The organism is Methanobrevibacter sp., assembly GCF_017410345.1.
In the GTDB taxonomy this organism is placed as follows: Archaea; Methanobacteriota; Methanobacteria; order Methanobacteriales; family Methanobacteriaceae; genus Methanobrevibacter.
The window spans coordinates 46,211-62,239 of record NZ_JAFQQZ010000028.1 but is presented as its reverse complement, the minus strand read 5'-3'; the positions used below and the strand labels follow the sequence as shown (position 1 = coordinate 62,239).

General features: G+C 34.0%; 18 protein-coding genes. 10 read left to right on the top strand and 8 right to left on the bottom strand.

The window, feature by feature from the left end; genetic code table 11:
- Window positions 1-49 precede the first annotated feature (49 nt).
- Window positions 50-901, top strand: a complete 852-nt coding sequence (locus IJE13_RS03780) for a HEAT repeat domain-containing protein (RefSeq protein WP_292777268.1) — start codon at window positions 50-52, stop codon at window positions 899-901.
- 118 nt (window positions 902-1,019) lie between these two features.
- Here IJE13_RS03780 and IJE13_RS03775 read toward each other — a convergent pair whose 3' ends face one another.
- Window positions 1,020-1,859, bottom strand: a complete 840-nt coding sequence (locus tag IJE13_RS03775; protein WP_292777266.1) for a carbon-nitrogen hydrolase family protein — start codon at window positions 1,857-1,859, stop codon at window positions 1,020-1,022.
- Between the two features lie 140 nt (window positions 1,860-1,999).
- Window positions 2,000-3,082 carry a hypothetical protein gene (locus IJE13_RS03770; RefSeq protein WP_292777264.1) on the bottom strand — a complete coding sequence of 361 codons (1,083 nt, stop codon included), beginning with the start codon at window positions 3,080-3,082 and terminating at the stop codon, window positions 2,000-2,002.
- A gap of 211 nt (window positions 3,083-3,293) precedes the next feature.
- On the opposite strand from IJE13_RS03770, the gene IJE13_RS03765 reads away from it, so the two are divergent.
- Entirely contained in the window at window positions 3,294-3,794 is a 501-nt protein-coding gene (locus tag IJE13_RS03765; protein ID WP_292777262.1) for a hypothetical protein, read from the top strand.
- A 65-nt stretch (window positions 3,795-3,859) separates the two neighbouring features.
- Here IJE13_RS03765 and IJE13_RS03760 read toward each other — a convergent pair whose 3' ends face one another.
- Both IJE13_RS03760 and nucS read right to left on the bottom strand, forming a co-directional pair.
- The gene (locus tag IJE13_RS03760) at window positions 3,860-4,432 is read right to left on the bottom strand and encodes a manganese efflux pump MntP family protein (protein ID WP_292777259.1); all 573 of its coding nucleotides are present in this window, start codon (window positions 4,430-4,432) and stop codon (window positions 3,860-3,862) included.
- Window positions 4,433-4,508: 76 nt separating this feature from the next.
- The gene (nucS, locus tag IJE13_RS03755) at window positions 4,509-5,294 is read right to left on the bottom strand and encodes an endonuclease NucS (RefSeq protein ID WP_292777257.1); all 786 of its coding nucleotides are present in this window, start codon (window positions 5,292-5,294) and stop codon (window positions 4,509-4,511) included.
- A gap of 229 nt (window positions 5,295-5,523) precedes the next feature.
- Between nucS and IJE13_RS03750 the strand changes: the two genes are divergently transcribed.
- The 5 genes from IJE13_RS03750 (at window position 5,524) to IJE13_RS03730 (ending at window position 9,495) form a co-directional block, all read left to right on the top strand.
- Window positions 5,524-6,900 (top strand): MATE family efflux transporter, encoded by a 1,377-nt coding sequence (locus IJE13_RS03750; protein WP_292777255.1) that lies wholly within the window; start codon window positions 5,524-5,526, stop codon window positions 6,898-6,900.
- Window positions 6,900-7,700 (top strand): amidohydrolase family protein, encoded by an 801-nt coding sequence (locus IJE13_RS03745; protein WP_292777252.1) that lies wholly within the window; start codon window positions 6,900-6,902, stop codon window positions 7,698-7,700. The genes IJE13_RS03750 and IJE13_RS03745 overlap by 1 nt, the downstream gene beginning before the upstream one ends.
- Before the next feature lie 14 nt (window positions 7,701-7,714).
- Window positions 7,715-8,719 carry an alpha/beta fold hydrolase gene (locus tag IJE13_RS03740; protein WP_292777250.1) on the top strand — a complete coding sequence of 335 codons (1,005 nt, stop codon included), beginning with the start codon at window positions 7,715-7,717 and terminating at the stop codon, window positions 8,717-8,719.
- Window positions 8,720-8,740: 21 nt separating this feature from the next.
- Window positions 8,741-9,145, top strand: a complete 405-nt coding sequence (locus IJE13_RS03735) for a GNAT family N-acetyltransferase (protein WP_292777247.1) — start codon at window positions 8,741-8,743, stop codon at window positions 9,143-9,145.
- 65 nt (window positions 9,146-9,210) lie between these two features.
- Entirely contained in the window at window positions 9,211-9,495 is a 285-nt protein-coding gene (locus IJE13_RS03730) for a DUF5750 family protein (protein WP_292777244.1), read from the top strand.
- Window positions 9,496-9,638: 143 nt separating this feature from the next.
- Here IJE13_RS03730 and nadA read toward each other — a convergent pair whose 3' ends face one another.
- From nadA to rnz, 3 genes are all read right to left on the bottom strand, one after another.
- A complete protein-coding gene (gene nadA / locus IJE13_RS03725) occupies window positions 9,639-10,556 on the bottom strand; it encodes a quinolinate synthase NadA (RefSeq protein ID WP_292777242.1) in 918 nt (305 codons plus the stop codon).
- Between the two features lie 141 nt (window positions 10,557-10,697).
- Window positions 10,698-11,495 (bottom strand): mechanosensitive ion channel domain-containing protein, encoded by a 798-nt coding sequence (locus IJE13_RS03720; protein ID WP_292777238.1) that lies wholly within the window; start codon window positions 11,493-11,495, stop codon window positions 10,698-10,700.
- A gap of 49 nt (window positions 11,496-11,544) precedes the next feature.
- Window positions 11,545-12,492: a ribonuclease Z gene (gene rnz / locus IJE13_RS03715; RefSeq protein ID WP_292777235.1), complete on the bottom strand. Its 948-nt coding sequence runs from the start codon at window positions 12,490-12,492 to the stop codon at window positions 11,545-11,547.
- A 220-nt stretch (window positions 12,493-12,712) separates the two neighbouring features.
- On the opposite strand from rnz, the gene nadC reads away from it, so the two are divergent.
- From nadC to IJE13_RS03700, 3 genes are all read left to right on the top strand, one after another.
- Window positions 12,713-13,543 (top strand): carboxylating nicotinate-nucleotide diphosphorylase, encoded by an 831-nt coding sequence (gene nadC / locus IJE13_RS03710; RefSeq protein ID WP_292777233.1) that lies wholly within the window; start codon window positions 12,713-12,715, stop codon window positions 13,541-13,543.
- 85 nt (window positions 13,544-13,628) lie between these two features.
- Window positions 13,629-13,886, top strand: a complete 258-nt coding sequence (locus IJE13_RS03705; RefSeq protein WP_292777231.1) for a hypothetical protein — start codon at window positions 13,629-13,631, stop codon at window positions 13,884-13,886.
- A 625-nt stretch (window positions 13,887-14,511) separates the two neighbouring features.
- The gene (locus IJE13_RS03700; protein WP_292777229.1) at window positions 14,512-14,949 is read left to right on the top strand and encodes a hypothetical protein; all 438 of its coding nucleotides are present in this window, start codon (window positions 14,512-14,514) and stop codon (window positions 14,947-14,949) included.
- 97 nt (window positions 14,950-15,046) lie between these two features.
- Here the strand turns inward: IJE13_RS03700 and IJE13_RS03695 are convergent, their stop codons facing one another.
- Window positions 15,047-15,640 (bottom strand): ZPR1 zinc finger domain-containing protein, encoded by a 594-nt coding sequence (locus tag IJE13_RS03695; protein WP_292777227.1) that lies wholly within the window; start codon window positions 15,638-15,640, stop codon window positions 15,047-15,049.
- Between the last annotated feature and the right edge of the window lie 389 nt (window positions 15,641-16,029).

The following is a 16,029-nucleotide window of genomic DNA, read 5'->3' as shown; positions in this document are numbered from 1 at the left end:
TAATTTTTATTGATTTACAATTTCAATTTTTATTTAATGAGGATTTATTATGGTTGGAAACTTATCAATTGAAGAAGCTATTGAAGCATTGAAGGATGAGGATGTAGCTACCAGAAAATCAGCTATTGCAAGCTTGGAAAATGTAAATGATGAGGCAATCATCGACCCATTGATTCAAGCCACTAAGGATGAAAATGCGCAGGTTCGTTTTAAGGCTGCAGAGATTTTGGGAAACATGGGGGATGCAGCTGTAGATAAACTGATTGAGGAATTCACCAAATCAGAAGGAAAGGATAAAAGATTCCTTGCATTTGCACTTAAGGAAACTGAAGATGAGAAGGTAATTCCTTATTTTGTCGAATCCCTTGATGATGAGGATTTCGGAGTAAGAAAAGTGGCTGTCAGATCATTAGGTGAGCTTCAAGCTGAAGATGAATTTGATAATATTGCAAAATGTCTTGAAGATGAGGATTGGGGTGTAAAATTGGCTGCAATTCAAGCTTTGGGAGATTTGGCAACTGACGAATCCATTAAATTAATCAAGCAGGCAAGAAAGACTGAAGACGATAAGGACTTTAAGAAATCCTGCAATAAGGCAATCAAAAAGGCTGAAAAGAGGAAAAAGGCCAAGGCATCAGGAAAAGCAATTGTAAAAGTCATTCCAATGAGCACCATCAAGGAAATGGAAGAGGCCAACCTTAAAAAGGCGATTAAGGAATATGAAAGGTATGTTGAATCAAAACAGCCAAAAGATGCAGCATATAAAAGGTTATGTGTCCTTTACAGAAAAGAGAATGACTATGACAATGAAGTGAGAGTCTTGGAAACCGCATGTGAAGTGTTTGCGGATAATGAAAAGAAATTGCCTTACTTTGAAAAAAGATTGGCTAAAATGAAATAAATTTTAAAATTTTTTTATTTAATTTTAATTATTTTTTATTAATTTTCAGGATTTTCTTCCTCTTTTTCTATTTTTATTTTTTTTCATGAAATTTCATGTTTTTTTCATGAACATTTTTTTACTTTTCTTTTAATTCGTATAAATCGGCTCTTCTATTCTTTAAAACTGGAATCTCTTCTCTAACTCTTTTTATTTCATCCAGGTCTATTTCAACGATTCTTAAATCTTCGTTGTAATCCAATTCTTCAATCACTTCTCCCCATGGATTGACAGCTATTGAATGTCCATATGAATTGTAACTTGCATCCTTATCAAGTGCCGGTGCCACTCCTATTGCATAAACTTGATTGTCCAATGCCCTTGATCTGAATAGAAGCTCCCAATGTGCAGGGCCGGTTGTTAAATTGAATGCTCCTGGGAAAATCAGTATCTCTGCACCATTCAATGCCATTATTCTTGACAGTTCAACAAATCTTATGTCATAGCAGATTCCAATTCCTATTGTGGCCAAATCGGTTTTTATTATTGTAAATTCATTTCCTGCACTTAAGGTGTCAGATTCCTTGAAATAGATCTTGCCTTTAACGTCAATGTCAAAAAGATGCATTTTCCTATGTTTTCCCAATATTTTTCCTTTATTGTCAAAGAAAACTGCAGTATTGTATATGGATTCAGTTTCTTTATTCCTCTCAAGTTCAGGAATTGATCCTGCTAGAACATGAATGTTCTCTTCCTTTGCAATTTCAGCTATTTCATTTAAAGTCTTGCTGTCAGCTAATTCTTCAGCATATTCTATGAATTTCTCATTTTCATAAGGGCAATTGAACATTTCCGGAAGAACAGCCAAATCAGCTCCTTGCTGTTTGGATTCCTTAATAATTTGAATAGCCTTATCTATGTTTTTCTCCTTATTGTCAACCACATTCATTTGGCAAAGGGCTATTTTAATTGATTTCATGTTTTTTACCTCGAGAATTTGTATATAAATATTAAAAATAGAAAAATTTAAAATCAGTTAAAGATTAAAAAAAAGAAAAATAAAAAAGAAAGAATTATTTTCAAGTGGAAGTTAAAAAATAAAAAATTAATAGATTAGTTTTAAGCTGCTGTAGCACCATCTGCACCAGCATAGTCCTCTGTTGGGAAACTAATACTATTAATCATATTTTGGATTTCAGTTGTATTCAAAGCACTGATGTCCTTGTTGTTGGATTTTCCATTGTTTATGACAAAGCTGTAGTATACTCCATCACGTAAGGTACAGATATATCTTGAATATCCTTGGTCTGCAGTGCTTATTGTCATTTCCAGGGATGGAATTCCGCCAACATCAACAGTTTTCGCTTCTAAAACCTCTCCATTCAAGGATTGTGCAGTCGCATTGACATCGCTTATGATCTTATCATATGTGATGTCATCGCTTTGAATTGTAGTGAATCCAATTAAGGTATTATCTTTGGTCTTAAATGCAATATCACTGGAATTGCCGTTTCCATTTGTATTGTTGTACATGGACCAGTTTCCAGAATAGTCAAAGTTGATAATGCCATCAGTATATGTTTTTACTTCATCAGTAGTTTGGTTTTGGAGTCCATTGAATCCAATTCCTGCAATCAAGAGAATGATTATCGCCAGGATAGCGACAATTGCTATTTTTCTGATATTGATGCCGGAACCAGCAGGTTCTGATTTTTCAATGACTTTGGTTTTGGCCTTCTTCTCTTTTTTCTCTTTTTTAGGAATTTTAATTTTCTCTTTCTTAGGACTTTCCTTTTTGATTTCTTTTGCGTTTTCTTCGGTCTTTGGAGTGCCGAATTTCTTAGCAGGGTCTTTTATTCCCTTATCCTTCTGTTTAAATCCTTCAGTTGCGGTTTTGCTGAATGAAGGTTTTGAACTTACTTGGGTTTGAGCATGACTTTCTTCTTTCTCTTTAGCAACGCTGCTGAATTTGCTTAAATCGAATCCGCCTAATTTATCAGACAATCCTTTTCCAAATCCAGAGGACTTGCCAGCGAATATTGAATCGTTGGTGCTGGTGATCACTCCAGGTTTGTATTGTCCGTCTAATTTAGGTGGTCTAGCATTTGCTTCAGATTTTGGAGGCAGTTTAGCACCACAGTTACCACAAATCGGTGCACTGTCATAACTTGCATTTCCACACTCTTGACAATATTTTACCAAATTTTAACCTCCTACTTTGATAATTAGAATAAAGATTAATTTAAATTATTAATATAAATTAATATACTATTATTATGTTTTTATTTAATCTTATTTAAAATTTAAGATATTTCTAATTCTTTTAAGTAAACTATTTTATTTAGTAATAAGAAAATAATATCTAGTTAAAAAGATTTAATTAACTTATTTTTAAAATTATAAATGTGATAAAATGGCTGAAGAAAAAGAGATTAAATGTGATAATATCAATTATGCAGTTTATAAGATTGGAAAATGGGAAAATGATTATGAGATAAACATTTTAGGAACTGCAAGTGAAATCCCAGTAACCAAACCGACTTTAGACCATATGGTAAAGCATATGGATCATATAAGGGCTTCTGTTTTTGAGATTGGAGGAAAGGAAATCAATGGGATGATCGGTTTGGCTATGCAATTCAATCCAAGCTTTGCTTCAAGAGACATTGATGAGCTTATAGAATTGGAAGAAAAAGAGCATGAATTGATTATGGATGAATTGAACAGTGTCGAATTGAAGGGAGCAGAGGACACAATAGCTTTGGACACTGATGAATTTGTCATTTATAAGTTGGAGTATGATGGACACACCTTATCTCCAAAGCCATACAATGATTTTGCCAAAAGGCATCAGATGGAAGAGATAAAGCGTCTAAAAGAATTAAGCGGAGAAAGATTTGTATTAAACATATAACCAAGCTTTTTGACCTTCGGTCAAAAACCTTGATCAAAATCTTTTCTAATTCTTTTTTTATTAATTTATAAAACCAATATTCCAAGTCCTTCAAGAAGGATTTTCACACCAAGCAATATTAAGATCACTCCACCAAGTATTTCAAACTTGCCTCCAAAGTAATTTCCTATTTTTTTACCTAAATAAAGCCCAATGATTGTAAATATGAATGCTGTAACGCCAATCATTATTATTGGAATCAGAATGTCTGTATTCAATACCGCATAGGTTATTCCAACTGCAAATGCATCGATGCTTGTAGCTATTGCAAGGAGAGTTAGTTCTTTAAAGGAAAAGTTATCTGAATCTTCTTCCGCTTCTCCATCACCAGATAAGCTCTCTCTGATCATATTTGAACCAATCAGAAGAAGTAGAATGAATGCAACCCATGGCGCAAAAGTGGTAATTAGCCATTCCAATTGGATTCCGCCTAACCATCCAAGTACTGGCATGAATGCCTGGAATCCTCCAAAGAATATTGCAAACCATAGGATTTGGCTTTTAGTGATTTTCTTTAAGGTGAATCCTTTTGTAAGTGAAACGCTGAATGCATCCATTGCAAGTGCAATTGCAATCAATAATGTTGAAATGAAATCCATAATAATCAGTTATTAATCAGTATATTAATTAGTATATTATAATTGTTTTTCACAAGATATATTCTTTTAGTTTTATTTATCCAAAGGCATCCAGAGTTACTTTTTTATCTCTTTTAAGTTCTCTTGGAGGTTCTATGGCTACAAATTCAATTCCTTCCTCTTCCAACAGTTCAAGGGCATCATCACCTATTGAAGGGGCTACAAGTATTCCTCTGACTTTCTGCTTCTCTCCGTTTCTGCCTTTGATTTCTTTATTTTCCTTATTTTCAAAATCAGTCAGATATCTTCTTATCTGCTTAACAGCAGCCACTCCAGCTTTACGTGCCTTCAATTCCAAGACCATCAGGTTTCCTTCGCTATCCTTGCCTAATATGTCTATAAATCCATGTTCAGTGGCATATTCCCTTACTGTCGGTCTGAATCCCTCTTCGATTATGTGAGGCTTTTCCCAAATCATATCTCCCATATCCTTTTCATAGCCTGCTCTTTCAAGCTCCTCATAATCTTCAATTAGGTTATAGTTGGCATAATGGACTTTCCTTACCTCAACTTCCAACCTTTCAGGAGGACTGCGCCTATGGCTTTCCAAAAAGAGTATTTCATCTTTGATATATGCTCTTGGCCTTGATTTTGGAGGCTGCCAATTGACTGGATCCACCTTATTGTCCTGGTGAATCAGGAAGCAGCCGTCAGGTTTCATCATGATGATTCTCTCACCGTAATCAAGTTCGCTTAATGCACGGCCTTCATAGCTGACTCTACAGCATGCAAAAAGCAATATGGTTGCCTTTTTCCTAAGTCCTTCCTCAATGAGCTCATAGGTTTCCTCATAATTGGGGTTTTCCAATATTTTATATTTCATTTTATCAGTTTAAAATTTGTATTTAAATTTTTATTTTTAATAAATAGTTTACTAATCAATATTTGTTTTTATTTTTTATAAATTTAATTAATTTTAGTCTTTTTTGATTAATCATCATTCCTAAAAAATCTATTTCAAATTAAGAATGAATTCCCATAATTAAAATTTAAATTCTTAACATTTTATATATTACTATCTATATATTATTAATAGTTAGGAAATGATTATTATGGAAATGAATGAAAATGTTGAAATGATTACAGGAGACCCTAAAAAGGCAATCAATAAGCTTGCTTGGCCTTTGATAGCCAGTATGTTTTTGATTTTTTTAAACAATATTGTAGATAGTATTTGGGTTGCAGGGCTTGGTCCGGATCCACTTGCTGCAATCGGATATGTCACACCGCTCTTCATGGTGCTTGTGGGAATTGGAAATGGTATCGGTGCAGGTGCAACTTCCCTTATTTCCCGTTTCATAGGTGCTGAAAGGCGAGATGATGCAAACAATGCAGCCATTCACTCTGCCATATTAAGTGTAATTGTTTCACTAGTTCTTACAGTCATTCTGCTCTTATCATTGGAATCTCTATTGAAGATTATGGGAGCAAGTGCCGTATTGGATTATGCTATGGATTATGGTATGATTGTATTCCTTTTCACTGCCCCTATCTTGATTCCACCTATTTTTGGAGGAGCCTTTAGGGCTGAAGGGGATGTCAAAAGAGCAACCTTGCCTATTGCCATTGTGGCAGTCATCAACATGATCTTAGACCCGATATTCATTTACATATTCGGTTGGGGAATTTCAGGTGCTGCTTTTGCAACAGGATTGGCCCCTATCTTCGGTCTTTGCATGATGCTTTATTGGATCTTCATTAAGAAAGACACATATTTATCCTATAATAAAAAGGATTTCCATAATGATTTGACTATGTATAAGGATATTCTGGCTGTAGGAATTCCAGCAAGTCTGGAACAATTGATCATGTCTGCACTTGCAATCACTGTTAATTTCATGCTCACTATAGTTTCAGGCTCTGTCGCAGTGGCGGTTTATACCGCAGGATGGAGAGTTATTGCCTTAGGACTATTGCCTGCTATCGGTGTTGGAACTGCGGCGATTACCGTTTCCGGTGTTGCATATGGTGCAAAGAAATATGAAAACATCAGAACCACCTTAAGATATTCAGTGAAGTTAGGTTTGATATCTTCCATTATCGTTTGCATATTGCTCTTTGTATTTGCAAATCAGGTATCATATATCTTCTCATATTCAGAAGCGAGTGCTGAGCTATTGCCGCTCATTGCAGGATTTATCCAATTGATGTGCCTCTTCATATTGTATGTTCCATTTGGTGCAAGTGCAGGGAATGTATTCCAAGGCCTTGGAAAGGGAACAACTTCCTTTATCTTAACCACATTCAGGGAATTTGTTCTTGTATTGGCATTTGCTTATCTCCTAGGATTCGTATTTAATATGGGAGAGCGTGGAATTTATTACGGTATGCTCATAGGCGGTTTCATAGGTTCTGTAATTGCATATGGATATATTGAATATTATGTGGACAGATTGATTAAAGGAAAAGTGAAAGGGAGCAGGATCTAATGCAGAAAGTAATTAATTCACATTGTCACATTTATCCGGATAAGATTGCGGCAAAGGCCGTTAAGGGAATACGTGATTTCTATGACCTTCACATGTCTTTGAATGGAACTGTGGATGATTTGATTGAAGACGGCAATAAGGTAGGGGTTGTACATTACCTTATCCATTCAGTTGCAACAACTCCGAAGCAAGTCAAATCCATCAATGAATTCATCAGCTTTGAAGTAAAATCCCATCCCGGTTTATTTACAGGCTTTGGAACATTGCATCCTGATAGTGAAGACATTGAAGGGGATCTAGATTATATTATTGAACTCGGCTTGAAAGGAGTCAAGGTTCACCCGGATTTCCAACAGTTTGCCTTGAATGAGGAAAGGGCCTTTAAAATGGGTGAGGCAATCAATGAAAGGGGATTGCCTATCATGATTCATTGCGGTGATTTCAGGTATAATTATTCAAATCCCGAACATTTAAAGCCTTTCCTTGAAAGCTTCCCTGACCTTACTGTCATTGGAGCTCATTTTGCAGGATGGAGCATGTGGGAAAAGGCCACTGAGGAATTGGCAGGAACACCTAATCTGATTGTAGACTGCAGTTCAAGCCTCTATTCATTGTCTAGCGAGACTGCAAAGGACTTGATTCATGCATACGGTGCGGATAAGGTTCTATGGGCAACTGATTTTCCAATGTGGGAATCAGTGAGCGAGATGGAAATGTTCAACAAAATCGATTTGACAGATGAGGAAAGGAATCTGATTCTTTATGAGAATGCAGCTAAGTTATTAGGATTGGAAAAATAAGGTTTGGCGAGTGTATGTTTGATGTAGAAGCTATTGAAGCGGAGCATTTCAATATTCCAGAATTTAAGTTTAAAAATGGTGAAGTGTTGAAAGATGCAAAGGTGGAGTATATCACTTTCGGAACTCCAAAGTATGATGATAATGGAATCATTTCAAATGCATTGATATATTTCCACGGTTCCAGTGGCAGCTGTTACTCTGTAAAGCGTATTTCTGAAGATATCGGTGTCGGAGAGATATTTGATACGGATAAGTTCTTCTTCATATCATGCAGTGCCCTTGGCTGTCCGAATTCTGCAAGTCCTTCCACAACAGGGCTAATGAATAAGTTTCCAGAATATGATGTGGAAGATATGGTAAACTTCCAGAAGCAGTTCATTGAAGAGAAATTCGGAATCACTCATGTCAAGGGGCTTATAGGAAACTCTATGGGAGGATTTGAAGTCTTGACTTGGGGATGTGTTTATCCCGATTCCGTTGACTTCATTATTTCTCTTGTAAGCAGCTTTAAGGTAGGGGGACATAATTATGCCTTATCAAAGATAATGAACAATATTTTAGTCTCAGACCCTGATTATAATGATGGAGCATATGAGCTTCCTATTTCAGACTCATTAAAGAGAAGCTTGAAGCTTTCATCAGATGCGATGTACTGTTACGGTTTATCAAGGGAGGAATACCGCAATAACATGAGCAATAAGGAGATTGAAGAGGCCATGGCGGAATTTGCAGAGGAAAGCTTGGAAGAGGATCCTAATGATTTGATTTATATGAACAATTCTTCCTTGGATTATGATTTGACTGATCAGTTGGAAAATATCACTGCAAAAGTGCTGATAATAGCAATTAATCAGGACCAATACTTCCCACCAAATCTGGATGCGATTCCAATGAGCAAAATGATCAAAGACAATAAACTGCTTATCTTTGATTCTTGCATGGGCCATGTCGGCTCAAGCGAATTATTTAAGATAAAGGATGACTTGGAAGAGTTCATTAAGGAATTCAGAGACAATTAAAGATTATTCTCAGGTGTTATTATGGAAATAACTTACAAAGACATTCATGATTTTGAAGAAAAAGATTTAGAGGATTTATTCTTATCAGTGGACTGGTCTTCAGGCCATTTTCCAGACAAGCTTGTTATTGCCATGAAAAACTTTGAAACAGTCTATTCTGCATGGGATGGAGATAAGTTAGTTGGTCTTGTCTCTGCAATGGATGATGGAATAATGACCGCTTATGTTCATTATGTTCTCATCAGGCCTGATTATCAGGGAAAAGGCATTGGAAAGGAATTGCTCAAAAGGGTAACTGACAAGTACAATGATTATTTGCGTATTGTGGTTGTTTCCTATAATGACGAGATAGAGTTCTATGAACATTGCGGATTTGAAAAGGCAGATGACGCAAGTCCAATGTTCATAACTGATTTATGGACTTAATTATTTTTTAAGATTTAGAAAATTATTAAACTTTTAAGGAACATATTCTATTTGAGGGAGATTATATGTTAAGCGTTAAAGTTGAGGATTATGGCGAGACTGAAGATGAAATGCACTATGTAACCTATAGGGCATCTGGCTTAAGCGATAAGGAATTGGAATTCCTATTGAATAATCTGGAAGGAGAGACTGTTGTTGAAGATGGCGATCTGCTCCTCAATATATTTTATTCCAGAAAGTTCTTCCCATTTGCTTCAGATGATGCACATTTCAAAATCGATGATTTCATAAAAAGAGAGGAAATTGAAATGACCTATTTCATATCAAGTTTCCTGGAAGACATGAAATAATTTTCAATTTTCATTTAATTTTAAAAAAGAGTTTTTTAATTATTTTTCAAAAAAAGTTTTTATTTTTATTAAAATTTTTAAAAAAAAGAAAGGATAAAAAGAATATTTCTTTTTATCTAGTTATTTTACTATTTTTACTATTCTTATTTAGATGCTTCGAGCATTCTTTCAATTGCATTGATTGATTTTTCAGCTATTTCATCCGGAACGACTATTCTTGGCTCTTCATTCTTAAGGCAGTCTCTTACCTTTTCAAGAGTATGAAGTTTCATGTTTTTGCAGATAGCTCCTTCAAGCAATGGATAATAGGTTTTGTCAGGGAACTCAGATTCAAGTCTGGTAATGAGGTCCACTTCAGTTCCAATGACAAACTCGTCCTTAGGGCTGTCCCTTACATGTGAGAGCATTCCTCCAGTACTTAAGACATAGTCTGCAAGCTCTTGAACATCCTTATTGGATTCAGGGTGAATGATGATGTCTGCATTAGGATATTTCTTCCTTGCATCCTCTATGTCTTCCTTATGGAACAGTTTGTGCACATAGCAGTGTCCGTCACCTGGAATTGGAATGATCTTTTTGTCAGTGAATGGCTGTACGAATTCACCAAGGTTGTTATCAGGTCCAAATAGGATTGTGTCCTGTTCAATGCTTTCAACAACTTTCTTTACATTTCCAGAGGTACAGAGTATGTCTGATTGGGCTTTTGCCTCACCGAGACTGTTTACGTATAGGCAAACCGCAGCGTCAGGGTATTTTTCCTTAGCTTCTCTAACTTGCTCACCAGTAAGCATATGTGCCATAGGACATTCTGCCTCCATATCTGGAATCAATACCTTCTTGTCAGGGTTTAGCATATAAGCGGTCTCTGCCATGAAGTCTACACCACAGAAGACGATGATTTCCTTATCATCCACTTCTTTTGCTTTTATGCATAATTCTAATGAGTCTCCAAGAAAATCAGCTATTTCCTGAATTTCCTTTGGTTGGTAATTGTGTGCGAGGATAATTGCATTCTTTTCCTCTTTCAATTGAATAATTTCTTCTTGTAATTCATTTGTCATATTCTAACCCTTTTTTATTAGTTATTATCATGAGATTTTTTATTATATGATATTATTTTAGTTCTTTATGCATAAAAAATTAACGATTGTTATTTTTTTATATCTCTTTAAAATTTATTCTATTTTCAAGTTTTTTTCAATTTATTTTTTATATTTGATTTTTATTCTTCTGTTTTTCCTATATTCATCAGCTAATCTATTGATGTTTTCTAGGATTCTTATCTTTCCACAGTCAATATACTTATATTCTGTAATCCAGTAGCTAACCTCTACTTTAGGACCCCATTCAGTATAGTCCTTTGAAAAGAACGTGGTCTTGTCCTTAACGACCCAATCGTAGGAATACATTTTCTTATCAAGGTCCGCCTTGAATTCATCCAAGTTCATTCCATGAGGCAATACTGCAGTTATCCTAAGTCTGTGGTCTTCAGTTGGCTTATACATCTTATAGATGTTCTTGGCTAAGACAGAGTTTGGAATTGTTATCTCATAGTTGTCCTGATTTATCATATGGGTGTTTCTAAATCCGACTTTCTTGATGGTTCCCTTGAAATCATTGACTTCAATGACATTTCCAACTTGGATCTTCTTATCGCTGATTACAAAGATTCCTGAAATGAAGTTGGAGACAATGTCCTGGGATGCAAGTCCTATTATAATACCTACAACACCTAAACTGATTATGATGCTTTCCAAGTTGATTCCAAGAACATGCAGTATCCATGCGATGGCTATGATGATCACTGTGTATTTCAATATGTCCTTAAATAAATAATGGGCGGTGAGATTCAAGTCAAATTTATGCTCTATCTTGCTAAGTGCCCTATCCCCTAGTCTTATGATTATGATTCCGCCTATGATAATCAGTAGGATATAGAGAATATTTCTAAAATTGAAAAGATGAAGAAGTATTTCTAATATCTGGGAAGCGTAATCCATTTAACCACCTTTCATTATCCATTTTAATTAAAATTTAATCATGATTCTTTCATTCATTGTTTACAGTTAGAATATTCTTGAAGTTTATAGTTGTCTTATCCTTTCCAATGTTTATTTCTGTAAAGTCATTGGCCACAACAGTGTTTTCAAATATTTCCTTGGCCTCTTCCTTGATATTCAAGTCTGTTGTATATCTTGTGCTCATATGTGTGAGCACCAATAGTTTCACATTTGCCTCTTTAGCTATTTCTGCAGCTTCCTTTGATGTGGAATGGCAATTTTCAATTGCCCTGTCCCTGTCTGCATCTTCGTAGGTTGCTTCATGAATCAATACATCGCTGTCACGTGCAAGTTCAATCAATTGTTCGCAAGGCCTTGTATCTCCGGAGTATGTCACCTTTTTGCCTGCTCTCGGCGGGCCCAAGACTTGCTCAGGCTTGATGATCTTTCCATCCACTTCAACCTCTTGGCCGCTGTGAAGCTTTCCAAAGGCAGGGCCTACCGGCACTCCAAGCTCAATGGCCTTTTCCCTTAGGAAGCGAGGCTTTTTCTTTTCATAGATGGAGTAGGCAAGATTCTCAATATTATGCTCTGCAAGAACTGATTTTATGATGTATTCCTCTGTTTCAACAACTGTTCCTTCCCCTATTTCGTGAACATTGATATTGAAGTTTATTTGGAAGAATCCATAATTTGAAATCACATTCAGTATCTTATTCAATCCTTTAGGTCCGTAGATGTCCAGATCATCTTCCCTTCCTCTAAAGCCCATGGATTGAATGAGTCCTGCCAAGCCTAAGATATGGTCTCCATGAAAATGGGTTATGAATATCTTGTCTATTTTCATAGGGCTTATCTTAGCATAAGTCAATTGTCTTTGTGTTCCTTCACCGCAATCAAATAGCAGTGTATCCTTAAAGTACTTTAAGATAATTCCCGCATGGTTTCTATATTTTGAAGGCACAGCAGATGAAGTTCCTAAAAATGTAATTTCCATAAAATCACTTGAATTCTTGAATTTTATTGTCTATTCGATGTTTGGAATAGTTGAATCAGATTATTGTTTTTATTTTATGATTAATATTATGTTAATTTAAATATATAAAATATATTAATACTATGAAACATATATTATCTTAATTGAATTTAATTTCTAGAATATTTTTTTAAAATGTATAATTTATAAGTTTAATAATTTTTAATATCTTGGTGTAAGAATGGATGAAATTATAAGGTATATGCTTAGGGAAGATGAAGGTTTTGGAGATATCACTTCAAATGCCTTAATTCCAGAAGATAAGGTATTTTATGCTAAACTGATCTCTAAGGATGATGGAATCCTTGCAGGAATTGAAATCATAAAGGAAATGTTTTCAGAGTATGGCATTAAGATCATTTCCTCTAAAAAGGATGGGGATAGGATTTCCAAAGGAGACATTCTTTTAGAGCTTGAAGGAAATGCCCGAAAGATTCTTCTTTTAGAGAGAACTGCACTTAATCTTCTTATGAGAATGTCTGGTGTGGCTACCGTGACCAATAGGATTGTAAAGAAGGTGCATGAGCTAAATCCTAAGATAAGGGTTGCTGGAACCCGTAAGACTGCACCTGCACTTCAGAAGTTTGACAAATTGGCTATTTCCATCGGTGGCGGAGACCCTCATAGGTCTGCATTGGACGATATGATATTGATTAAGGACAATCATATTGCCGTTGTCGGTTCAGTGAAGGAAGCCCTTGAATTGGCCAAAGAGAACAACAGCTTTTCCAAAAAGATTGAGATTGAAGTTGAATCAATTGAAGATGCAATCATTGCCTGTGAAAACGGTGCAGACATTGTCATGTTTGACAATATGACTCCTGAGGAAGCTCAAGATACTCTAGATGCATTAGAGGAAAAGGATTTGAGGAAAGATGTATTGATTGAGATTTCCGGAGGAATCACAGAAGACAATATTCTGGATTATGCTCCATTGGATGTTGACATCATATCATTAGGTTCCATAACCCATCAGGCAAGCAGTTTGAACTTCAGTTTGGATATGGATTAAAAAGGCTTTCGGCTTATGGGCTTATGGATAAGTTTATATGCTATCTTGTTTAATGTAAATATAACTTTTAATATGAGGTGAAATTATGGCAGATCTTGAAAAGAATATTGAAGAAAAACTCACTGAAGTATTTAAAGGCGAATTTGAAAAGGAAGATTTCGAATTGAATTATCTCATAACCGATGATGTAATCACTTTCTTTTTCCCAATTGCAGAAGGAAAGGAGCTTTCCCTTGATGCAATTGAAAAGATTTCAAGCATTATCGATGGAAGATTCGAAGGTTCCAATCTTGTAAACCAAGAATACAGATATGCATTTAATTTAGATCCTTGTGCAGACTAAATTAATTATCAAAATTAAATTTTTTTAATTTTTATTATTTTTCTATTTTTCATTTATTTTTATTAAATTTATTAAATTATAATTTTTCTATTTTCATTATTGTTTTAAACATAGTATACTATTTCTATTTTTTACAACATTTTTAATTAATTTTTCAATTGATAATTTTCATATTTTAAACAAAATTCATAATTTTAAAAAAGGGATTTTTCAATTTTTTCATACCATCAAAATTATTGATTTTTGCTATAATTATTCATATAGTTTACTCAATAACTATATGAAAAATTAATCATAAAATTAAAATAATGCGATACCTTTATATATTCCTTTAAACAAATATATTATTACATCTAGATAAGCAAATGGTTTTTTTAGATTTTAAATCATTTTTTATTGAAAAATAAAAATAATTTTTTATCTAAATTTAGATTTCACTTGCTTTTCATGATTTAAATTTAATTTGAATAAATTTTATTAATATTGAAATTTTTATTGCATTCATCAAAATAATTTTTATGAATTGATAAATTTTTATGAACTAATTATTGCATTAGCCAGTTAATAATTCAGTTGTAATTAATTATTAATAAAATTTAAAATATTTATTAAGGAGTCGTTATTTATGGCTGAAGAAGAAATTGAAAATATTGAAATCGAAGAGGAAGAAGAAGAAAACTTACCTTTTGCTAAAGCAGAAGTTGTTCGTTTAATGAAACAAAACCTTGATGATGACAAAATGATCAGGGAAAGAGTAAAAGTTGAAATGAACAAGTTCTTGGGAGATATCCTCAAGCAAGTATGTGAGCAGCTCAATGACTACCCATACACTACCATTGAGTATGAGATGCTTAAGGAATCAACCTATCCATACACTAACATCAAAAGAATCAACCAAGAAAAGGAAAGAATCTTATTGCACTTAAACGCTATTAAGGCAGATTGTGATGCATTAGCTATGGATGTTCAAAAAACTCTCAAATTAAAAGATGTCGTAGAGGAAGATGAATTCACTCCATTATCTATGACCAAACAAGAAGAAGATGAAGAAATAGAAGAATAATTCTTCTATTCATTTTATTTTTTTTAACTTTTTTTATAGGATTTTAACTACTATTTTTAATATTTTTTTAAATTTTTTCTAAAGCTATTTTTCACTTTCAATCATCGATTATTGTAAATCCTGTTTTTAAATTCTTTAACTCTTCATCTGTTAAAGGTTCTGTTTTTGCACGGACATCCATTATTTTGCTTTGTCCGAATGGATCTTCTATAAGCAAGAGAGTTTCAAGCTCTCCATCCAATACCTTATGCAGGTTTTCAAGAACTCTTTTTCCGTTTGTTTGTGAAGTCTCATCAGTAAACATGTTCAATGCACGTTCAGTTGCTTCGATGAATCTTACAACAACTCCTTCAACATTTGATATGTATCCTTCAGACTTTGGACCAGGTTCAACCTTGATTCCAATCTCTGGAAGTGACACTGTAGCTGACTGTGAACGGACCACCCTTGAGTCGAGATTCTTTTTGCTAATGATCAAACTGTGTTTGGCAGGGTCCTTCTGTTCAGTTGCCAAAATGTCATTATGTCTGAATCCACATTTCTCACATTGTATGGTTGATTCAACAACCTCTCCAAAATAAGCAAGTTCATGAGTTTGAGTAGTATAGGTTGCAGTATTTTTTCCTCCACATACCGGACAATCCATTTTCATTTCTGCACCTTTTCCAGTCTTCACATCATCCATGTTCATATTAGTTTTCTCCTTAATTATTTTTTATAGTTGAATAATGGGTATTGATAATTATGATATCTAAATGCAATTATTTGCATAGTTGTTATCAAATCTCTATTTTAGATTTCATTGATGTAGATATAGTTTACCATATATTAAAAAGTAAGTTATTTTTATAAATTTTTTTAGTTTTTATTTTTTTAATTTTCAATTTGATGAAAATTTTGTCTAAGTTTTATTTTTCTATAATATTTTTATTTTTTTAATATTTATAATTTTTAATGTTATGATAAAGAAATCATTATCCTCATGAAATTCGATTTTAATAATTCTTATGCTAATATTTATTAATAATAATAAATATATACATACATTAAGATAAATTCTATAATGTTGGATAGTGTATT